Below are 20994 nucleotides of genomic sequence, written 5' to 3' on the forward strand. Positions count from 1 at the left end.
GAAATTCGCACAGCTCGAACGGGGGGCTGCCTCATAAATCGTTTCCGTCAGGTTCGTAAGGAATAGTGGCGCGTGCGAGTTGACTCGCATGTCGTCGGCTTTCCAGAAAAGGAAATGTTGCATCGAACTGAGGGCTTCGTGCTTAGCCAGTCGCTATTCCCTCACCCGAAAGATGCACAGCGAAAGGCGTCGAAAATGCTCCTGCGATCAACTCGCGATCGGAAAACACGCCCTATCTTGTCGAGCACGTACTTCACGGCGAGCTCGACACCGGCGCCGATGAGCACCGAGAGCGGGATGTGCCACGTGCCGGTGTAGAGGCGTGTGCCGAGTTTCCGTGCCCCGATGTTGGCTAGCGTGGCGAAGGTGCAGAGTAGTGCGAGGTGCATGGATCGATGATCTCTTGCCGAGTTCGGCTGCGGCACTTTAGCGGCACACGTTGGGCAGCGCATATAGCTTGTACCCGTTCGGCAATGCGACATCGAGCGGCGTATACCTGGATTCGATGAACTTCATCAGTTCGCCGTATGTGTTCTTCAGCTTCAGACCCTCCAGTCCGTCGATGGTCGCGTCCGGCGCCAGCAGAATGACCCGTGTGTCCGCGATCGCCCGGATGTGCATCCTTTGAAATTCGATCGACCGGGGATATAAGTAGTACATTTCCCAGAACGGCGCTTTCGCATTCAGAAAGGCATAGACGCCGGGAAAATGCGGCGCGGCGAGAAGGCCGTGGCCGTCGACGCCGCATCGCGCCGCCGCCTGTTTTACGGCAGTAAGCGTTTCCGCCTGATATGCGTAGACCTCGAATGATTTCCCGTCGATGAGGAGATCCGCAACGCTGTGCGGATCGACTTGCCTCGCCCGGGCGAACTGAAGTGCTGGTTCATAGGGAAGCCAGCAGGCTGCCGCCACAATACCGAAGCAGAGCGGCAGCGCGAGTGACAAGACCCTGGCCCGTGTGGTCTCGTGCAGCGCGAATGCGCCAGCAAAAACGGCGACGAACGCGGGTAGCAATCCATTCGCGATGTGACCGAAATCGGCACGATCGAACGATTGATACAGATAGGCAATCCCGGCAATGCAACCGGCGGCGGTCAACGCGGCCGGTGGGAACCAGGCCGTCGCCCGGCGTCGCTCAATCACGGTACAAATGAGTCCGGCGGCGTAGTACAGCGGCACCAGCACACACGCGATGCTAATGGCAATGCGCTGCGCCGCGTCGATCCATTCGATCCCGGCAATGCTGATGCGCCAGGGAAACGGGATAGGCAGTCGCAACTGCCAATGCGGCAGGAACAGTACCGACTCGACGAAGGCGGACCACATGCCCGGCACAAATGCAAGCAACAGCAGCATCGGCGCGTAACCGACCACGACGCCCGCGGAGTAGTAAGCCGCCGATTTGAGGGCGGACGCCGGACTGCGCGTCAAGACGACGACGAGACCGGATATCAGGGCACCCCCGACGAAATAGACGCCAGAATTGCGACCGATGAATGCCGCCAACCCTGTCAGGATTCCGAATATCATCCACCTCCGCGCGCTGGTCGATTTGACCAGAACGTAGAACACGCATGCCACCAGAATCAGTGAAAGCGATTGCTCGTACACCTTGTGGCGCGGATACCCAAGCGCCATGGTAAGCAGTATCGCCGCAGACAGCCGCCAACCGAATCGCATGCCGCTCGTGCACATGGCCAGCCAGACAGCCGCAAGTCCCAACGCGCCGAAAGCGGCATTGGCGACGAGCAGTTCGTGAAGGCCGTCGCGTCCTAGCAAATGAAAGAAAACGCTAACCCAGTAATACCGGCCCGGGTCGTATCCGTAGTAATCGCGAAGAGGGACGCCTCCTAGTGACGTGCGCTGCGAGTCGTACCACAGCAACCCTTCGTCCGCCCAGCCGAACCCATAGCGATGCTGGAGAAGAAATGCCAGGCCGCAGAGCAGGATGGCGCCGCCGACAGACTCGAAAACGGACGATGAGAACGGCCTGGAGGAGCGGACGCCATTTCGTGAAGACAGCATAGGAAGATTTGATCTTGGACGCGTGCGATGGGAACCCCATTCTACATTTCACCGTCTCATCGCCGAGCCTGCGGCCACAAGACTACATCACCGTGGCGAATATCAAGCATGCCGGCGCCATGTTATATTTTCGGGATATTCCACGGCATCACATTGATGCGACGTCGATCAATGGCGACAGCGGTCACTGGCACATCACTGCTATGACCTCCATCAGTATTGAGCGGCACTTCTCATACGACATGGACAAGGCAGAATTCGATACCTTCGCAGATGAATATCAGTCGCTACATGCGCAGAACATCTCCGTGTCAGGCGAAACACCGGCTTTTTTCGCCGAGTACAAGCTGAAAGACATTTCGGATGAAATGAACCGCCGCGGCATAGCTGTGCGGCGACTTCTCGATTTCGGCGCGGGAGTCGGAAACTCGGTTCCATGGGCACGCAAGTACCTTCCCGAAGCGAATATCACCTGCGCGGATGTTTCAGAACGGTCGCTTGAAATTGCCGCCGGCCGCTTTCCCGGCGAGGCAACATTTGCTCCCATCCGGGGTGCGAAACTTCCTTTCGCCTCCGCGAGCTTCGACACGGCGTACGCTATGTGCGTCTTTCACCATATCGTGCACGAAGAGCACCATCAGGCACTCGTCGAACTGCATCGTGTGCTCGAGCCGGGCGGAACACTTGTCGTCTTCGAGCACAACCCGCTCAATCCATTGACGGTCAAAGCGGTAAACACCTGCGAATTCGACGCAAACGCGAAACTCATCACTGCGCGCAAGATGAAACAGGCCTGTCTCGACGCAGGTTTCGAGAAAGTCCACGTGCAGTATCGTATCTTCTTCCCCCACATGTTGGCCGTGCTGAGGCCGCTCGAGAGATACATGACGGACATTCCCCTTGGTGCGCAATACGCAGTGTATGCGACGAAAACGTAAGGCAAGCATTTGCATGCCGCTCGTCGGCGCCTCGCGCCCCGCTCCTCCGCCACCTCGTCGCGTCCCCTCATGATCACGGAAGCGGTCAGCACCCGCATGCAACTGCTGAGGTATCTCATTGTCGGTGGGCTGAACACGCTGGGCGCCGGCGCGATCATATTCACATTGCAGGCTGCCGGGGTCGCGCCTCTGCTCGCTAATCTCGCCGGCTACGCGATCGGCATCGCGGCGAGCTTTCTGGTGAACAGCCGAATCACGTTCAATGTAGAGTCAAACCGCGGCACCGCCATGCGGTTTCTCATCGTCACCGGCATCTCGTATCTGGCGAATGTCGCCGTGGTGTTCGTCGTGCTACGCCTGAGCGGTGCTCCGTATCTCGCACAGGCGTGCGGCATACCGGTCTACACGATCGTAGGTTTTTTGGGAAACAAGTACTGGGCTCTCAAGCCTGGCATCGACAATGAAAGCTGACCTGACACTCGTCGTTCCGTGCTTCAACGAGGCCGACGCACTCGCGCGCACCATCGCGACGCTAACCGGCATTCTCGCCGATCTCGTGGCCAGGGAGAAGATCGGGGCCAGCAGCAAAGCCCTATTCGTGGACGACGGCAGCTTCGACGCGACGTGGGATCTGATCGCCGCTGCATCGCTCGACAGTTCGATGGTGTCAGGCATCAAGTTATCGCGCAATGTCGGACATCAGAACGCACTGCTCGCCGGCCTGCAGCACGTGCGCACGGAAATGTCGATCTCCATCGACGCCGATTTGCAGGACGACGTATCCGCGATCGAAAGCATGGTCGATCGATATCACGAAGGCTTCCAGGTCGTGTACGGCGTGCGCAACAATCGCGATTCGGACCGCCCCTTCAAGCGCTGGACCGCCCGGCTGTTCTATCGTCTCATGACCCGCCTCGGCGTCGATTCGGTGGAGAATCACGCGGACTTCCGTTTGCTGGGCGCGCCCGCGCTCCGGGCACTACTCTCGTTCGGAGAGGTTAATGCCTACGTGCGTGGGCTCGTGCCGCTGGTCGGGTACAAAACCACGTGCGTATATTATCGACGCCTCGAACGCGAATTGGGCGAATCGAAGTACTCGTTGTCTAAAATGTTTTCCCTTGCCGCGCGCGGCATCACGTCTTTCTCCGTGATTCCCTTGCGAATCATCGCCGTATTCGGTTTTATCGTTTCGATCTTTTCGGGCGTTCTCTCCATTGGCGTAATTCTGGCCAAGCTGTTTGGCAATCCAATGCAGGGTTGGGCTTCCACCACGCTCATCATCTTCTTCATGGGTGGTATCCAGATGCTCGCGCTCGGCATCGTTGGAGAGTACGTAGGCTGTATTTATCTCGAAGTCAAAAACCGCCCACGCTATTTCGTCGAAGCCACGACGGAATAAGTTAGCGGGCGCCCGCACCGCACTGGAACGATGTACTTGCGACCATTTAAAACCCAAACTCAAACCCAGGCTTTTTGGATGTTTCTGTGTCTGGCCATCACACTGGCCGCCTTCGCGTATCTCTATGTCACGCGTGAACACTTCATCTACGTCTGGGACTGGAACGGATACTTCAGCGTCGCTCGGATTTTCTGCGAGGCGCTCAAAACCAGCCCTGTCGATGCGCTTAAGATGCTTGGCGAGAGTCTGAAGGGTGAATACAACTTGTTCTTCGCCGTGCCCATCTCCGCACTGTTCGGGTGGGACACCGAATCTCGTCCGCTTTTCATCGTGGCGCTGGCGGCGCTTTATCTTTCGACCGCTTGCACTGTGATCGGACTGGCGATGCGGAAGGCGTTTCCGCAGTTTGGCGCGCGCGGCATGTGGTGTGCGGCGCTGCTCTATTCGATCGTTCCGCCGGCGTGGGAAGCGACCATGCGCGGCTTCCCCGACACCATGGGCGTCACATGCGTCTTCGCGGCGCTGTACGCTTTGATGTCCGATACTCAACTTAAGCAAACCCGGACGATCCTTTGGACAGCGTTCTGGCTGGCGGCGGCGATGGCGATCCGCCGACATCTGGCGTACGCGGCGATCGCGGTGCATCTCACTGCGGCCATCTCGGTGTATGCCGGCGCCCTGACGAACTGGCGATACGGAAGTACCTTGCCCAACTTCGCACCGCTGGTCCGCGCGGCGCTTCGCCCGGCTTGGCTCGCACTGAGTTCCCTACTCTTCCTCGTCATACTCGACCCGTATCTCATCCTCAACGTAATACAGAACGACTATAGTTCGCTGTATGCCTCGTACCAGAAGACGCCACTTGAACTGGCTTCGTATTACTTCCATGACGTTGTGGGACCGGCGTTCTTCGCCGTGGGCCTGCTGGGTTGCGTGATAGGAATCATCGCTGGAGCACGCCGGCTCGACGGACGATTCGTCCTCGGCGTCTATGCGATCTCTTGGTTACTCACCTGGTTGACGCTCGCCCGGCAAACCGGAATTCATCAAGCGATTGTCGGGCTGCCGCTCGTTCCGATCTTCGGCTTCTTCGCTATCTTTTCCGCATTGCGGTCATGGCACCGCGACCGCCTCGCCAAAGCATTCGTCATCATCGCCGGCCTGTACACGCTCGCCAATGCAACACTGATTTACGGCACGGCGGTGAACCTGAACAAATACGTGCACGCTCGGCTCCCGATCTTCAGTCGTTACGCCGGCCCGCTCAGACGTGACGACTTCCCATCGCTGCGGGCGATGATCGACGAACTTCGCAGCGGACGTCAACCGACGCTCGTCGCGGCATCGAGTACGACGTTGAATTTTGATATCGTGGCGCAAGGCGAAAAGCGCTTCTACAAAACGCCCGAAATCAAGCTGGCCGTCGAAGTCAATCCTCAAATAGATTCCCGAGATCCACTTCCGATCGAGTCCTTGCTCGGCGCTAATCAAATCGTTTCAGTAACTCCGTTTCAGCACCACATCGACGCGGACCGGCAACAGGTCGTGAAGAGTATCAACGACGAGGTCGCGAGTGGTATCGCGAGCGCCGATTTCGCGCCCGTGCGCAAACACTATCCGCTCGAGCAAGGCGCCGTTGCGACCGTCTACCGTCGCGTCCGGCAGACGCCCCTTTCCGATGCCGTATCGATTCTGCAAAACATGAGCCGGAGCATTCCTGCAACCAACAAGAAATATCGGGACTACTGGTACGTTGCTCCGCACGGCGCACAGGTTGGATTTACTTGGGAAACGGACGGCAGCCGCGATGCATACATGTTCGTTCCGCCGGGGGAGACGAGCCTGACCTTGCTTCGGAAGACCACAAACCCCATTACCTGGTCGGCACATATTGCGGTCGGCGACGATACCTGCAGGGGTATAACGCTCTCCGTTGGAACGCAGCACCAGCTCGCGCTCACGGCAGGGCAAAACACGTCGCTCGACGTGCTCGCTTCGCCAGACCAAGCTGAATTTGTCACAGTTCGCGTGGCCAACAATGGGACACTGCCTTGCCATATCGACCTGACGCACATGCGCACGAGCGAAACCGCGAACAGCGCTTCCGCGAACTGAGACGTTGCGACGCTGTTCCCTGCACTCGTTAACTCGATGCTTGCGCCGCGCGCAGCATAAGCATCGAGTGGAGCCCTCCCGGAAGGAGCCTCCGCCGGCGCAGAAGCCTTATTTGGATAAGCGCTTAATGCGGCCGAAGACCGAGCGAATGGGTTGCGTGGCACGCCATGTCGTCGAGTTGATTACGGAATCGAGCTTGTCTCTCGAAGCTCGTTCCGCCGTTCGCGCCATGCCCACTTGCACTCCGAGTTCCTGAACTTGCACTTCGAGCTCTTGATTTCGATGCGCGAATTCGTCGATTTGTCTGGAAAGATCGTCGCGATGCTCACCGATTTGTGCCAGTTCGCGCGACATCTCCTCAATCTGACCAACAGACTGGATCAAATCTCTCGATACTTGATCATTGCGCGCGGCGAGTTCGCTTGTAATGTGCGCCTGCAGGTCAAGTTCACTCGGCAGTCGCTCCTCCAGCCAGAGTGATGTGTGAATTGTCTCGACATCACGACCCAACGCGAAACTCATGAACCGGGCCTCCCGCCGCAGGTACTCCTCGATCATCGTCTGAGTGAGATCCAGCCCAAGATGAGCGAAAGTTTCAATATAGAAATTGCGACGAAGGAGCCACCTCAGTTCGCGGGGTATCGCGCACGTCGAGGTACCGCGAATCATCAGCGTCAGTGCGCGAAACAACAGGTATCCAACTGGCAGAGGGGCGTGAGAAAACCATTCCCGATCGATTGCGTGAGGAACCCCGTCTGGTGTGGCAAGAATGTTCTGGGGTACGATGTCCAGCATGTCACCGGGAAACATGAAATCCGGTGTGAATACAGCAGGACGTTCGACGCGGTCTCCCGCAATCGTAAAGAGCGCTTCGACATAGCGATGGGCGATGTCGGCGACCTGCTTGACCGCCCAGCCCGGCGTAGTGACGAGACGGCCGAAGTCTTCGTCAAGTGCCACTCCATGAATGAGCGGTTCATGTATCGCATGATGACCGAACTCGTGATGCTCAGGTGCTGAGGTATACGAGAGCGAATCGCGCAACACTTGCACCGCGCCATCGTGCTTGACGAACCGCGTGACCTTGCAAAACGCGGGTTGACGCTCGACCGAGTAATGGTAGGCGAGCGCGCCCGGCTCGAACGGCGAAGGCAGCGCCTCGGTTCTAGACGCTACGAACAGGAATGAATTGGACAAGTCCGGCAGCAAACCATTGCGGCCTACCGTGCGCCAAACACGTTCCAACGCGAAGGTTAGCACCGCCGAATTGACCTGAGCGTCGCGCGTGGCCGCCTGCGCCGCAAGCGCCTCGGGATTGAAGCCCTCATGAACCACGCGCGATGCCGGCAAAACCACAGACGACGGCAGCTTGTAGTCAGGAAACGGCAAAGCGAGTTCGATGGACTTGTAGCCCGCGGCAGTAAGCCGCTGTTCGAGTTCTAGCCGACCGAACGTTTCAACGCCGGGCTTCTGATATAAACCTTGCACGCCGAACATCCGAATGCCCAAGTGATCTTCGGGCGCCCCGCCGAGATACTTCAGACCCAACTGGTTCTCGATGGCAATTATCAGGATACCGTCGGGCTTGAGCATACTCTGCACGGCTTCCAACATCGACTGCACAGGGTCGTCCGAGGCGCCAAATAACGCAGCGTACTCAAGTACGCCGATGAGCGTGACCACGTCGAACTGGCGAGTTGGAACGAAACCGTCGAAACGGTCGTTGAGCACGATCACGTTAGACAGATCACGCGTGCGCAGCGCCGCGATAGACGCCCGACGCTGACTGCCTTCGAGCGCCAACACGTTGCCGCCGCACTCGCCCAGGAAGCGCGAAATGGCGCCGCAGCCTGCGCCAATCTCCAAGATGTCGCCCGTCAGGCGCTGAGCCAGCGGCCTCAACAGATTCGCACGTGCCGCGTTCAGATGATACCGACGCGGCCAGTCCGTGCAATGCGTCGCCAGTTCCGGTGACAACACCGAAAGATCATTCGCCTCCCGCAATATCTCGGCGAGCGCTTCTTCTACTTCGTCGCCATCGCTATATGCAAAGGTTTCAGCGGCGTCACGGCGCCAGATGTGCAGTGCGTTGTCAAAAATGTATCCGCTTGACGCCAGTTCAGGTTCAAAGCTCAGCATGTTCCCGCTTTCATATTCATGTAGAGATTGGACAAACCGAAAAATCGCGACTCAGCCGCGACCACCAGATGAATCGAGTCATACCTCCGATCATGGGGAATGATTTCTTCGCCATGTCTCGTCGCGATACCAAGCGAAACGAAATAGTCGCCCGGTCCAAGGTGGCAGTCGAAAAGCACGCGCGCCGCCCAGCGCGAGCCGGCCTCGCATACCGTTTCCAGTCCTTCGCACTGCAGCAGTTCGGAGTTGCTTCCGTAAACGGTGACGCCCTCCTTCGTTTTGATCGTGACGCCAACGATGGGGCGCATCATCGCAGTGTTGACCGTAAATCCGATGTCGAGCGTCACGCGCGCACCGGTGGCAATCGCATTCGGACACGAAACGCCTTCGCTCTCGACGTGAAAATCGTTGATCGACGCAGATCCGTCTCCCCAACGATATTCGTAGGCGTTATAGCCCGCGCGCTCGACGAATGCATCGCGATCGAAGACCAGGTGGCTCGCTGTGGCAGGCGTGATCTCGATACCGCTGGCTGGCGTAACCGCCAATGCCTCAGCCTTATCGGACGAAATGATTTTGTCCGCCGTGCCAAGATTGGCGTCGGCCTCTTTCTTGTCCGCAGTCACGGTCTTACGGTCGCGGCCAAACAGCAAATCGAGATATCGGTTGATCGTCTCCCGCGGCTGTCCTACATGCTTCACCTGTCCCGCATCGAGAAGAACGGCTCGTGAACAGTGCATCACCACCTGCTCACTGCTGTGTGTCACCAGCAGGATGCTTGCACCGTTGTTCTTGAGTTGCTTGAGTCGCTCAAAGCATTTGGCCTGAAACTTGGCATCGCCCACGGCCAGCGCTTCGTCGACGATCAGTATGTTCGGATCAATCTGCGCTTGCACGGCAAATGCCAGGCGCACGATCATCCCGCTCGAATAGGTCTTGACCGGCTGATCGATGAAGCGGCCGATGTCCGCGAACGCCGCAATGCTGTCGAAGCGGTCGTCGATTTCGCGGTTGGTCAAACCAAGGAGCGAGCCGTTCAGATAAACGTTCTCGCGTCCAGTGAATTCCGTGTTGAAGCCAGAGCCGAGTTCCAGCAAGGCCGCCACTCGCCCGTTGGTCACGACCGAGCCGCCGCTCGGCGTCAAAGTCCCCGCGATGATCTGCAACAGCGTCGACTTACCAGAACCGTTGCGGCCGACGATTCCGACGGTCTCGCCCGGCGCCACGGTGAAATTGATATCGTTGAGCGCCCAGAACTCTCGGTAAAGCTTCTTGCGCCCGCGATTGAACATCTGCAACAGGCGGTCGCGCGGCTTGTCGTAGATGTTGTAAACCTTGCTTACATGCGACACGCTGATCGCTGCTTCCATTTCCGAAATTTCCATCATGTTTCACTGTTGTCTGCCGCGCGCGGCAGTTCGGCGTCGCATCCACGGCGACAAGGTCATGCTCATCACGCGCAGTACCTTGAAAGGTCGAATCACGCGCGTTCGCTGAATCTGCGCTCGTTTCTTCCACATGGCAGGTAATCCGCGCAGCGCGTCGCGCTTGGCACGCAGAACGGTGCGCGCCTGCCCATGCAGTGCAAACGTAGCGCAAGCCGCAATGCTCATCACCAGGTGCCAGGGTAGAAAGACCCAGAACCACACGCCCGGCATGTTTTTGACATACGCCCACGCGAGATTGCGATGCCCGTGATATACGGCGAATTCACTATGCTGCCCGCCAGTCGTGCCGGAGCCGACATGTAGCGCCGTCGCCTCCGGAACATAGAGGCAACGATAGCCGGCAAGCCGGAGGCGAAAAGCAAGATCGACGTCTTCGACATAGCAGAAGAAATCTTCGTCGAAGCCCTCAACAGCGTCGAACGCCCGCCTTTCGTACATTGCCGTCGCCGCGCATGGCCCGAAGACTTCGCAGCGTTCCCCTACATCGCGATCGGGCTGACGATAACCTCGCCGCCAGACCAGACCACTCGCGTGATACACGTCTCCGGCGCCGTCAAGCAGCGTCGGATCGGCCGCGATCAGCGTCTTTCCTGCAAAAAAAGCGTAACCCGGCTCATCGTTCGCCGCCTGCAACATGCGCTCGATCCAGTCCTGCGCAAGAAATGCATCGGGGTTGACTAGTGCAATCCAGTCACAGTCGCCGAGCAGATGAACGGCGAGATTGTTGCCTCGGGCAAATCCGCTGTTGTAGTCAAGCCGTTCGTAATGGGTGTTCTCGGGTGCAACGGGTGACGCACGAAACGCTTTGCTCGCGTTGTCCAGCACAACTACCCGGTGAGGCTTCACCGTCTGGCGCGCCAGCGCTTCAAGCGCCCCGTCGAGCATATCCTGGGCGTTCCAGTTGACAATCGCCACACCGACCTTGGCATCCCGTGAAGCGGCGCCTCGTGTCGCGCCGGTTGTCGTCATGCTCGGCCCTGAGCGAGGCGCCGGGCGACCCGATACGCAAAACCTCTCATCCCCGACGGCACCTCGACGGGCAAGGCGAGCGCCGCTGCGGCGGCGGAACCGGTTGTGTCGCCAATGTCGATGTACTCGATGAATGCGTCCCGCAACGCTTTATCGTCCAGCAAACGAGTCTCCGCCTCCGGATCGCCAAGCTTACGGCGGGAGTCGACGAACTGTCGGATCATCCAGACAATCCGGTCGTTACCCTGCACGTTGATCGATTCCGCAAGCGCCTGCACGTCGGCGATGAGGGCATCGCGATCGTCGCTCGAGTACAGCAAGTCTCCCTCAAAACGCATCATGCCGACTGCCAGCACCCAGCAAATCTCGAACAGCATCCAGGCACGGTTCGATGAAATAGTGTTCGACGAATGGATGCGGTATTGCATGAGCGGTTGTGCGATCAGTTCGCAGCGGAACTCCTTCGCTGCGCGCAATAAGAAATCCCAGTCATGCGCGAACCGAAGATTGCGCATGCCGCCAACCCTCTCGTACAGAGCACGCGAGAAAACTACGTTGCTCGTCGTCGAGACGAAATTCGTCATCAGCAAATTCTTCGCAAAGCTGTCGGTGGCGGCAAAGGTGCGCCCCGGGTTCGCGATCGGCCATGGCAGCATGTTGTGCCAGCCCTCTTTCACGCCCAGCGGCTTGCCATCGGCGTCGATCACCTCGATCCAACTCGTCACGAGATCGGCATCGCCTCCGGCCAGCGTCTTCAGTGAGACTTCCAGGCGACGCGGGTGGAACAGGTCGTCGGAGTTCAACACCGCGAGGTATTGACCTTTGGCCATCTCGAGCCCGCGATTGATGGCGTTGTGCGCCCCGGCGTTGGCTTGCTCGACGAGCTGCATGCGCGGATCCGTGACGCTTCGCAAATAGATCAGCGAATCGTCCTTCGAGCCGTCGTCAATGACGATGAGTTCCACATCCTTGTGCGTCTGCTCGAGTACGCTCTCCACCGCCCCGCGGATGTATCTCGAATGGTTGTAGCTGGGTATGACGACAGACACTAGACTCATATCAGTTTGCTTGCTCCTGCTTGCTTAGCCAGTCCAGCACCTCTTGGATGCCGTCCTGCAATCGAATGGTTGGGCGCCAGCCGGTGTGCGCGGTGAGCCGAGCCGAATCGAGCACGTTGTATTCGACGTCCGCACGGCGGGGCGGCGTATAGCTCACGTCGAGCTCGAAGCCCGCGGCTTTGAGCGCGGGCGCAATGTGATCGTCAAGCAGTTCACGCACCGACACTCCGACGCTCGTGCCGATGTTGTATACCTCGCCAGGTTTGCCGTACTCCGTCAGGCGCGCGACCGCATCCGCTATATCGCGTACATGGACGTAGTCGCGAACCGCGTGGCCATTACCGAAGATCGTCACCTTGCGACCAGTCAATCCCGACGCGAGCGCAGTCGGCACCAAGCCTTGGCCGCGGAACGGAATCTGTCCTGGCCCGTAGGCGTTTCCGGGGCGCACGATGATCGCGGGCAACTCGCGTTGACTGAAATACAGCGATGCGACGTGTTCGATACAGAGCTTCGACGTTCCGTAAAGCGACACCGGTCGCATGGGCACCGATTCGGTGATCGGAGTGCCGGCCGGTTGATTCCCGTATACGGTCCCGCCCGACGAGATGAAGATGAATTTCTTCACGCCCGCATCGATGCACGCTTCCATGAGACGCGTGGCCGGTAGGATATTGCGCTCATATTCCTCCGGCATGTCGCATTCGACGTTCATGCGCATCGCGTCGTGCGCGAGATGGACTGCAACATCCACGTCACGCAGCGCATCGCGCAAAAAAGTGACGCTTGCGTAGTCGCCGACCATCACCTCTGCATCCGGCGCAAGCCCGTCAGCCGGTTCGGCGCTCACCGTCGGCCGGTGAACGTCGACTACACGTACGCGCGAGTGGTTACGCAGGCACGCGTGTGCGATATGCCGTCCGATGAAGCCACCGCCGCCGATCAACAAAACCCTCGACATCCGTTCAACCTCCATTCGAATCGTGATAGCCGGCCATGGCCTTGTTGAAGCAATCCACGTATTGGTGCGCAATCCGGCGACTGGAGAAATGGTTCAGCACAGCCGCTTCATGCCCGGCGAGCGACTGGCGGAACCCGGCGTGGCCAGCGAGCCACTGCTCGAATACTTCGACCGTCTCTTCGGGCGAAGCATCGACCGGATACACGACTCCGCCATTGAACTCGTCGAGCACGGCGCCGATATCGCCGACATCTGTGGACAGAATGGGCACGGCGAAGCTCAACGCTTCGATCATCGCGATCGGCAGGCCTTCGTACGCAGAGGTAAAAATCAAGCCATCGAGCACCGAATCCAGTTCAAGCGTGTTTGCGACATACGGGATCCGCATGACGTTCTCGAGCTTGTGCTCGCGAATATAGGCTTCGGCCGAAGGAGCCAGATCGCCATCACCAACCAGCACGAAGAACTCATCCTTGTTAGCACGGCGCGCGTTGGCGAGCCGCAAGAACTCGATCGGTCGCTTCTGCGCGGTCAGACGAGCAATGAAGCCGAATAGCCGCTTGTCCTCCGGCAGTCCGTAACGGCGCAGAATGTCGGCGCGCACATGCGGTCCCGCCTTCTCGCTGACGATGCGGTCGGTATTGATGGCTGAGTAAATGAGGTCGACCGTGGATGGCTTGCGCGTCATCTCGCCGATGAACTTTGCATAGATCTTCCGATTGACCGCGATGAAACGATCGAAAGAACGGATGCCCGGCTCGTTGTACCGTGTAATCCAGCCCTGATCTACGTCGTAGACCTGCTGATCGACGATCGGGACGCCGCCGAACAGCATGCGCAGGCGGGAAGCATTGTCCGCGAGCCAAGGAGATCCGTTACAGATCCACACCAGATCAGGGCGCAGCCAATGCTTGAGATGCGACAGGACTCGCAGATAGTCTGCATGAGTCGAGAATTCGGACATCTGCATGAGACGCGCGCCAGCCTCCTGGAACTGACGTCCGAGCGTGCCCTGTTCAAGCCGCAGCCGCTCCATCGTCACCACCACGAAGTCGTACGTATCCCGCAACTGGCGCAGGATCTCGACCGTATTGCGTTCCACGCCTCCAACCGCGACGAAGACCGGAAACACGAAGATTACCGGCCGTGTCCTCGGTTGCGTCTGAAACTGCGGCACCAGAAAGCGGATTAATTCTGTGGGAGCAGGTTGAGTCGAGAAATAACCGACGGGATCAACAGTAATCGAGGTGCCGAACCATTCGCTCGCCGCACTCGGTGCGATCTGACCGAGCCCAGGGGGCTCCTCGACACGGATGATCTTGCCGTTAAACGATTGTTGACCGAGCGCTCCCTTGAGTACCGCTTGAGCAACGCGTCGCGAGAACATCATATGATCGCGCCGGTCGCCCGTGCGTATGTCAGCCGGTTCGCCGTAACCGTACGAGATCACCGCTATGTCAACGCTGTTTTCCACGACGGCAAGCCATGCGTCCATGAGCGCGTCTGCGTTTGGCAAGGCATCGCGCGAGGCGGGCCAATAGAATACTCCGCAAGGTGCATCGTCGATCGGACAGGTCAGGATTGCATCGCCGGAGTCGGCCCGCGCGCCCATTTCGCGCAGCGTGCTTTCGTCGATGCGCTCAAACACCCGCGCCGAATCCCCGAATGCTTCAGCGAAGCGCGAAATCAATCCCGCGTTGTCTCCGTTGCTTGCGTCCACGATGAGCGCGACCGACGAACTCAGCGCCACTTGGGTTGTGCCGGCTCGCTCGGCGGCCAACGCCGCGGACGGAATCGTACGGCGGCGCTGCAGCACGCCTTTCACCAGCACCGACAGTTGCCGGGGGTCATGGCGAAGGTAGTGCAAGCCGGTAGAGATACGCCGGCGCCAGAGCGCGCCGGAAGATGCGACAACTCCATGACTCGGACCGACCGCCAAAAGCGCCGCAAGTTCGCTCGCGGCAGCGGCCGCGAGCGGCTCACCCACAATTTCAGCGTGAATGGCCAGCGCCTCGACCGTCTTATCCAGCGCCGCACGTGGCATCTGCCTTAGGTCGAGCGTCGAGGCGTCCAGCACGCGCCAGTACACGTCCCATGACGGACCGAAATGACGCGACATCGCGAGCGAGAGAAGCGCCTCGGTACCAGCAAGGCGCTGCAGCACGCCGTATTCGTACATCGCGCGGAACAGTGGTGAATAGATCGTACTGAGGCAGTTGCCAAGCACGCCGCGCGCGGCGCGTCCCGTGCGTTCGAACATATGCTCGTACATTTCAGCGCGTTCGGTTAACTTCGCCAGGCGCGACTGCCACAGATGCTCGGTTTCGGCCGAAGGCAGTCCTTTTTTCAGCGCGCGCTCGGGCTCGTCAACGCCGACGATAGCGCCGACGCCGGGGTGAACGTTACGGAAAACGACCGCCATCTTCCCCGCCGAGATCTGTCTGCGGCAAAAGCCCGCGATGACGTAGGGATGAAAATGATCACCCTTGGCCTCACGAGTAAAGAGCAGGCGCAATCCCTGGAGTGACAGCCGGTACCCAAGTTCGACGTCTTCAAAACCGTACTGATCGAAGCGATGATCGAACAACGTTTCCTGCGCTGCCAGGATGTTCCGGTCGACACAAATATTGCAGGTGTAGAAGTGACGGAAATCGACGAACTGCCCGTCTGGAAGACGGTTGTAGCTGAACTGCTCGTTGCCAATCTCGGTAATGTGGTCCATCAGGTGATTGACCTTCAACTCCGGGTGCCAATCCACCACGCCGAGTGTCGCGACGAGCGGACCGTGCTTTTGCGCGTACCGCCAATGCACGTTGATGAGTTCGGGGTCCGGAAAGATGTCGTCGCCAATGATCAGCAGACGCTGGCCTCGAGCCTCGCGAATGGCTGCGTTGCGCGCCGCCGATGCGCCGCCGTGTTCATTGCGCAACACACGAATGGGTAGATCATTCACCGATTCGAGCAGCGCAACCGAGCCGTCCTGCGAACCGTCGTCCGAAAACAGCAGCTCGAATGGTATGGTAGTGACGCGATTTACTTCCCGCCACGCGTTCAGCACGCCCGGAAGCAAGCGCTCACGGTTGTAAGTGGGAATGATCACGCTCATCAGCAGACCATCCGTGGCGAGAATGCCTTCACTCACCGTCGAAGGCGCCTGCATGACACGGCTCTCTGCGAGCCGCGCCGCTGCGTCGATCCATTCGAGATCCATGCTTGCATTCGGCCGACGGAGTTCCTTGCGACCAGTCACCCAATAGTGCAGCAATGGCGGTATGCCAGACGCAGCGACGTCCGGGTAACGCGAAAGATAATAGGAGCCATCGAATTCCGGACCAGGGTTGCGGCCTTCTCGCCAGCCGCGCGTGAGATAGTGCGTCAGCTCGTCGACACCCGCTTGGGCAACATCAGGGTTGCGCGCGCGATACCACGCGGGCACGAAAAGCTTGCAGTCGCGCAGAAGTGAACGCCACCGGCGAACGCGCGCCCATCTGGTGGCGCGCCTTGGTAAATCAACAAATGTCAGTACGTTCATGGCTCAGCGCACGCGAAGCATTGAAGGTTGAAACGGGGCACTCGTCCCGCCTATAAAACGTCGGAGAAGCCTTTTCGCGTCTTCTGAAACCACCAGAACCCAATCCACGCCACGACCGCGCTGCCCGCGGTGTAAAGCGCCCACGATCCCCAATGTGGCTGCTTCCCCCAGATGAGCACGTCTCGAACCGACTCGATCACGTAGGTCAGAGGATTAATGTATAGAAGTTTCTGGTATTGCGGCGGCAAGGCCGAGACAGGATAGAACATCGGCGACAAGAACATCAGCACCGTTGTTATGATGCCGGTCACTTGCGCGACATCGCGCAAGTAGACGCCCGTGGCGGCCAGAAACCAACTGAACCCCATTGTTGCAAGGACGAGGGGAAACATCACCACCGGGAAGAACACGACGGTCCATGGCATGACGTGGCGCAGCGCGAGCTGCGCCACCAGCAGCACGGCCCAGCTCACAACCGTGTGAAACAGGGCTGAGCCCATCGAAATCCAAGGCAGCACTTCGAGCGGAAACACAACTTTTTTCACATAATTTGGGTTCCCCGCGATCAGCCCGGGGGCACGCGTGAAGCATTCTGCAAACAGCCCATGCACCAGCATTCCCGCAAAAATGATGATGGCAAACTCGCCCTTGTCGGTGATCTCGGAGCCCCCCCATCGGGACTTGAAGATCACGCCGAAGATGACGGTATAGACGACGAGCAGCAAAATCGGGTTGAAGAACGACCAGGCGAGACCCATCAGCGATCCCCGATATCGTCCCAGCACCTCCCGGACAGTCATCTGCGAAATAAGCGAGCGGTGCTGCCATGTCGTGCGGATCAGTTCTTTCGCGCTTGTCGCGTGAGCGTTGTGCGGATTCATAGCATTCAGATCAAATTCGAAACGGCGCGTCACGGCGCCTTGCGGGTATCTGACGGACTAGACGGCGAGACAAAGCCGCAGCGCGTCACGCCATGCGGGCGGTTGCAGCCCGAATACACGAGCGAGTTTTTCGTGCGACAGGGTCGAGTTCGCCGGCCGCCTCGCCGGGGTGGGATAAGCAGATGACGGAATCGGCATCACCACAGGTCGATTCTTCAACTGCGCCAGTTCGAAGATCGCGTCGGCAAACCCGGCCCACGAGGTTGAACCGGAAGCGGTCAGATTGTAGATGCCGGAACGGTCGCGCCACCAATCGCGACCCCGTCCAACGCCTTGCGCGACAACGCTCGCCGTCAGCGCGGCAATCGTACCGCTCCAAGTGGGCGCGCCGATCTGATCGGCGACGACTCTCAATTGCTCACGCTCGCTTGCAAGCTTGAGCATGGTCAGCATGAAATTGCGTCCGCGTCCCCCGTACACCCAGCTCGTTCGGAAAATCAAATGCGCACAGCCGGTCGCCGCAATCGCGCGCTCGCCATCACGCTTCGTTCGACCGTAGACGTTCTGCGGGTTGGTCTCGTCGTCTTCCTGGTAGGGTTGCGACTTTACGCCGTCGAAGACGTAATCGGTGGAGTAGTGAATCAACAGAGCGCCTGCGCGCTGCGCCTCCTCAGCCATTACGCGCGGCGCCACAACGTTAATTCGCTCTGCGAGTTCCGGCTCCGTCTCAGCACGGTCGACGGCTGTGTAGGCCGCAGGATTGACGATGATATCGGGAGCGACCTCACGCAACACGCGCCGCACCGAATCGGCGTCGCTCAACTCCATCGCGCTTCGATCCAGCGCGATGATGTCACCCAGCCCTTGCATGCTCCGCACGAGTTCGAACCCGACTTGCCCCCCGATACCCGTGACCAGAATCTTTGAACGCACCATCATGTTAGATCTCAGTCAAACGCTTCAATATCGGACAGGGGGCGTCCCGCCGCGTCCTTAGCTGCAAGAACGACATCGCCGCCGAACTTCCAATCGATGCCGATGGCTGGATCGTTCCACAACAACGACCGTTCAAACTCCTGATACCAGTAATCCGTGGTCTTATACAGAAACTGCGCCGTCTCCGACAACACGACGAACCCGTGCGCAAACCCCGGCGGCACCCACAATTGCCGATGATTATCTTCCGACAGATTCACGCCCACCCACTTCCCAAAGTTCGGAGAACTCTTGCGGATATCCACGGCGACATCGAACACCTCGCCTTCGACCACGCGCACGAGCTTGCCCTGCGCGTGCTGGATCTGATAATGCAGCCCACGCAAAACGCCCTTGGTCGAGCGCGAGTGGTTGTCCTGCACGAATTCGACGCCTGCCTCGACATGCTCCGCGAATTCGCGCGCATTGAAGCTCTCGTAAAAGAACCCACGCGCATCACCAAACACCTTCGGTTCGATGATCTTTACTTCGGGCAGCGCGGTTGCGGTTACTTGGATGGCCATGCGACTTGGTCCTTCGGAAGATTGAGCAAATATTGGCCGTAGGCGTTCTTCGACAACGGCTTCGCGAGTTCGAGCAGTTGTTCCTCGCCGATCCACTTCTTGCGGAAAGCAATCTCTTCAGGACACGCGACCACGAGACCCTGACGCTTCTGCAATGTGGCAATGAAAGTAGCCGCGTCGATCAGCGAATCGTGCGTGCCCGTGTCGAGCCACGCATAGCCGCGCCCCATGATCTCGACATCGAGCTTCTTCTGTTCGAGATAGCGCGAATTGACGTCCGTGATTTCGAGTTCGCCACGCGGAGACGGCTTGATGTCCGCAGCGATGTCGCATACCTCGTTGTCGTAGAAGTACAGGCCCGTCACCGCGTAGTTCGAGCGCGGCTTCGCGGGCTTCTCTTCAATCGACAATGCGCGGAAATCGCGGTCGAACTCCACGACGCCATAACGCTCGGGATCGTGCACGTGATAGGCAAACACCGTCGCGCCGTCGGTGCGCGTGTCGGCGCTCTCCAGCTGCTTGGCGAGATCGTGACCGTAGAAGATGTTGTCGCCGAGAATCAGCGCCGACGGATCATTGCCAACGAACTCCCGCCCGATGATGAACGCCTGCGCGAGCCCATCCGGCGACGGCTGCACCGCGTATTGGATGTTCATGCCCCACTGGCTGCCGTCGCCGAGCATCGACTCGAAGCGCGGCGTGTCCTGCGGCGTCGAGATGACCAGTACGTCGCGAATGCCCGCGATCATCAGCGTCGAGAGCGGGTAATAGATCATCGGCTTGTCGTAGACCGGCAGCAGTTGCTTCGACACTGCATGCGTGATCGGATAAAGCCGCGTGCCGGAACCACCGGCCAGAATGATGCCTTTGCGCGCCATGCTCAGTCCCTTACGCGCGCTGCGCGTAGTTCGTCTCGACCCACTTCCGGTATTCGCCGGACGCCACTTCGCCGGCCCACGCCTGATTGTCCAGATACCACTGAACTGTCTTCGCGAGACCGGTTTCGAACGTTTCCGCGGGCTTCCAGCCGAGCTCGCGCTCGAGCTTGCGAGCATCGATGGCGTAGCGACGGTCGTGGCCCGGGCGGTCTTTCACGTAGGTGATCTGATCGCGATAGGAACCGCTCGACTTCGGCTTCGCTTTATCGAGCAGGTCGCACAACGTATGCACGACGTCGAGGTTCTTCTTCTCGTTCCAGCCGCCGACGTTGTAAGTTTCGCCGAGCGCACCGCGCGCGAGCACCTCGCGGATTGCGGAGCAGTGGTCGCCCACGTACAGCCAGTCACGCACGTTCTGGCCATCGCCATATACCGGCAACGGTTTGCCTGCGAGCGCGTTGGCGATCATCAGCGGAATCAGTTTCTCGGGGAACTGGTACGGACCGTAATTGTTCGAGCAATTGGTCGTCAGGACCGGCAGGCCGTAAGTATGGTGATACGCGCGCACCAGATGATCCGAGCCGGCCTTGGTTGCCGAATACGGGCTGTTCGGCGCGTACGGCGTGGTTTCGGAGAATTGCGGATCGGTGGCGGAGAGCGAGCCAAACACTTCGTCGGTCGACACGTGCAGGAACCGGAACGCCTGCTTCTCTTCTTCGGGCAGCTTGCACCAGTACATGCGCGCGGCTTCGAGCAGCGTAAAGGTGCCGACGACATTCGTCTGCACGAAATCGGCCGGGCCGTGGATCGAGCGGTCGACGTGGCTTTCAGCAGCGAAATGCAGGATCGCGCGCGGCTTGTGCTTCGCGAGCAACTCATCGATCGCTGTACGGTCACAGATATCGGCGCGCGCAAACACGTGACGGTCGTCGTCCCCGAGCGACTTGAGCGTTCCCAAATTGCCCGCGTACGTCAGCTTATCGACGTTGAGAATGGATTCATCGGAAGCCTTGAACCAATCCAGAACAAAATTGGCGCCGATGAAACCGGCACCGCCCGTCACGAGAATCATAATTAGCCCTCTTTGCTGACTTCCTTCTTATGGGGAAGCCAAACGCATATTTGAATGCAGTAAAACTTGCGTGCCTGTCA

At 59.0% G+C, this 20994-nt stretch carries 16 protein-coding genes; 4 read left to right on the plus strand and 12 right to left on the minus strand.

The features are described from left to right. Positions 1-426: 426 nt before the first annotated feature. The gene (locus AWB74_RS18525) at positions 427-2025 is read right to left on the minus strand and encodes a hypothetical protein (RefSeq protein WP_143749277.1); all 1599 of its coding nucleotides are present in this window, start codon (positions 2023-2025) and stop codon (positions 427-429) included. Between the two features lie 92 nt (positions 2026-2117). Here AWB74_RS18525 and AWB74_RS18530 point away from each other — a divergent pair, with 92 nt between their 5' ends. The 4 genes from AWB74_RS18530 (at position 2118) to AWB74_RS18545 (ending at position 6477) form a co-directional block, all read left to right on the plus strand. Next, the gene (locus AWB74_RS18530) at positions 2118-2963 is read left to right on the plus strand and encodes a class I SAM-dependent methyltransferase (protein WP_235024622.1); all 846 of its coding nucleotides are present in this window, start codon (positions 2118-2120) and stop codon (positions 2961-2963) included. 69 nt (positions 2964-3032) lie between these two features. Continuing rightward, positions 3033-3434, plus strand: a complete 402-nt coding sequence (locus tag AWB74_RS18535; protein ID WP_061148204.1) for a GtrA family protein — start codon at positions 3033-3035, stop codon at positions 3432-3434. Next, positions 3424-4362, plus strand: coding sequence for a glycosyltransferase family 2 protein (locus tag AWB74_RS18540; RefSeq protein WP_061148205.1), 939 nt, complete (start codon positions 3424-3426; stop codon positions 4360-4362). Before AWB74_RS18535 ends, AWB74_RS18540 begins: the two co-directional genes overlap by 11 nt. A gap of 78 nt (positions 4363-4440) precedes the next feature. Then, complete coding sequence (locus tag AWB74_RS18545) at positions 4441-6477, plus strand: hypothetical protein (protein WP_061148206.1); 2037 nt, start codon at positions 4441-4443, stop codon at positions 6475-6477. A gap of 108 nt (positions 6478-6585) precedes the next feature. Here the strand turns inward: AWB74_RS18545 and AWB74_RS18550 are convergent, their stop codons facing one another. From AWB74_RS18550 to rfbB, 11 genes are read right to left on the minus strand one after another with little or no spacing between them, the layout of a single operon-like run. Continuing rightward, complete coding sequence (locus tag AWB74_RS18550) at positions 6586-8616, minus strand: class I SAM-dependent methyltransferase (protein ID WP_061148207.1); 2031 nt, start codon at positions 8614-8616, stop codon at positions 6586-6588. Then, on the minus strand, positions 8610-9986 hold the full coding sequence (locus AWB74_RS18555) for an ABC transporter ATP-binding protein (RefSeq protein WP_087039093.1): 1377 nt from the start codon (positions 9984-9986) through the stop codon (positions 8610-8612). The genes AWB74_RS18550 and AWB74_RS18555 overlap by 7 nt, the downstream gene beginning before the upstream one ends. 21 nt (positions 9987-10007) lie before the next feature. After that, the gene (locus AWB74_RS18560) at positions 10008-11033 is read right to left on the minus strand and encodes a glycosyltransferase family 2 protein (RefSeq protein WP_061148208.1); all 1026 of its coding nucleotides are present in this window, start codon (positions 11031-11033) and stop codon (positions 10008-10010) included. Beyond that, positions 11030-12091: a glycosyltransferase family 2 protein gene (locus AWB74_RS18565; protein WP_087039094.1), complete on the minus strand. Its 1062-nt coding sequence runs from the start codon at positions 12089-12091 to the stop codon at positions 11030-11032. Before AWB74_RS18565 ends, AWB74_RS18560 begins: the two co-directional genes overlap by 4 nt. 1 nt (position 12092) lies before the next feature. Beyond that, on the minus strand, positions 12093-13052 hold the full coding sequence (locus tag AWB74_RS18570; protein WP_061148209.1) for an NAD-dependent epimerase/dehydratase family protein: 960 nt from the start codon (positions 13050-13052) through the stop codon (positions 12093-12095). Between the two features lie 4 nt (positions 13053-13056). Continuing rightward, the gene (locus AWB74_RS18575) at positions 13057-16584 is read right to left on the minus strand and encodes a glycosyltransferase (RefSeq protein WP_087039096.1); all 3528 of its coding nucleotides are present in this window, start codon (positions 16582-16584) and stop codon (positions 13057-13059) included. A gap of 50 nt (positions 16585-16634) precedes the next feature. Continuing rightward, a complete protein-coding gene (locus tag AWB74_RS18580; RefSeq protein WP_061148211.1) occupies positions 16635-17465 on the minus strand; it encodes an ABC transporter permease in 831 nt (276 codons plus the stop codon). A gap of 57 nt (positions 17466-17522) precedes the next feature. Further along, a complete protein-coding gene (gene rfbD / locus AWB74_RS18585; RefSeq protein WP_061148212.1) occupies positions 17523-18404 on the minus strand; it encodes a dTDP-4-dehydrorhamnose reductase in 882 nt (293 codons plus the stop codon). 8 nt (positions 18405-18412) lie between these two features. Continuing rightward, positions 18413-18964, minus strand: a complete 552-nt coding sequence (gene rfbC, locus AWB74_RS18590) for a dTDP-4-dehydrorhamnose 3,5-epimerase (RefSeq protein WP_061148213.1) — start codon at positions 18962-18964, stop codon at positions 18413-18415. Next, a complete protein-coding gene (rfbA, locus tag AWB74_RS18595) occupies positions 18949-19842 on the minus strand; it encodes a glucose-1-phosphate thymidylyltransferase RfbA (protein WP_061148214.1) in 894 nt (297 codons plus the stop codon). The genes rfbC and rfbA overlap by 16 nt, the downstream gene beginning before the upstream one ends. Positions 19843-19852: 10 nt before the next feature. Continuing rightward, complete coding sequence (rfbB, locus tag AWB74_RS18600) at positions 19853-20914, minus strand: dTDP-glucose 4,6-dehydratase (RefSeq protein WP_061148215.1); 1062 nt, start codon at positions 20912-20914, stop codon at positions 19853-19855. Positions 20915-20994: the final 80 nt, after the last annotated feature.

It is taken from the genome of Caballeronia arvi, assembly GCF_001544695.2.
In the GTDB taxonomy this organism is placed as follows: domain Bacteria; phylum Pseudomonadota; class Gammaproteobacteria; order Burkholderiales; family Burkholderiaceae; genus Caballeronia; species Caballeronia arvi.

What these genes read in the sequence shown, in the direction of transcription:
- AWB74_RS18570 (WP_061148209.1), bottom strand. Translation starts at nt 13,052, where the DNA reads ATGTCGAGGGTTTTGTTGATCGGCGGCGGTGGCTTCATCGGACGGCAT.
- rfbC (WP_061148213.1), bottom strand. Translation starts at nt 18,964, where the DNA reads ATGGCCATCCAAGTAACCGCAACCGCGCTGCCCGAAGTAAAGATCATC.
- AWB74_RS18525 (WP_143749277.1), bottom strand. Translation starts at nt 2,025, where the DNA reads ATGCTGTCTTCACGAAATGGCGTCCGCTCCTCCAGGCCGTTCTCATCG.
- AWB74_RS18555 (WP_087039093.1), bottom strand. Translation starts at nt 9,986, where the DNA reads ATGGAAGCAGCGATCAGCGTGTCGCATGTAAGCAAGGTTTACAACATC.
- AWB74_RS18580 (WP_061148211.1), bottom strand. Translation starts at nt 17,465, where the DNA reads ATGAATCCGCACAACGCTCACGCGACAAGCGCGAAAGAACTGATCCGC.
- AWB74_RS18545 (WP_061148206.1), top strand. Translation starts at nt 4,441, where the DNA reads ATGTTTCTGTGTCTGGCCATCACACTGGCCGCCTTCGCGTATCTCTAT.
- AWB74_RS18535 (WP_061148204.1), top strand. Translation starts at nt 3,033, where the DNA reads ATGATCACGGAAGCGGTCAGCACCCGCATGCAACTGCTGAGGTATCTC.
- AWB74_RS18560 (WP_061148208.1), bottom strand. Translation starts at nt 11,033, where the DNA reads ATGACGACAACCGGCGCGACACGAGGCGCCGCTTCACGGGATGCCAAG.
- rfbD (WP_061148212.1), bottom strand. Translation starts at nt 18,404, where the DNA reads ATGATGGTGCGTTCAAAGATTCTGGTCACGGGTATCGGGGGGCAAGTC.
- AWB74_RS18565 (WP_087039094.1), bottom strand. Translation starts at nt 12,091, where the DNA reads ATGAGTCTAGTGTCTGTCGTCATACCCAGCTACAACCATTCGAGATAC.
- AWB74_RS18575 (WP_087039096.1), bottom strand. Translation starts at nt 16,584, where the DNA reads ATGAACGTACTGACATTTGTTGATTTACCAAGGCGCGCCACCAGATGG.
- rfbB (WP_061148215.1), bottom strand. Translation starts at nt 20,914, where the DNA reads ATGATTCTCGTGACGGGCGGTGCCGGTTTCATCGGCGCCAATTTTGTT.
- AWB74_RS18550 (WP_061148207.1), bottom strand. Translation starts at nt 8,616, where the DNA reads ATGCTGAGCTTTGAACCTGAACTGGCGTCAAGCGGATACATTTTTGAC.
- rfbA (WP_061148214.1), bottom strand. Translation starts at nt 19,842, where the DNA reads ATGGCGCGCAAAGGCATCATTCTGGCCGGTGGTTCCGGCACGCGGCTT.
- AWB74_RS18540 (WP_061148205.1), top strand. Translation starts at nt 3,424, where the DNA reads ATGAAAGCTGACCTGACACTCGTCGTTCCGTGCTTCAACGAGGCCGAC.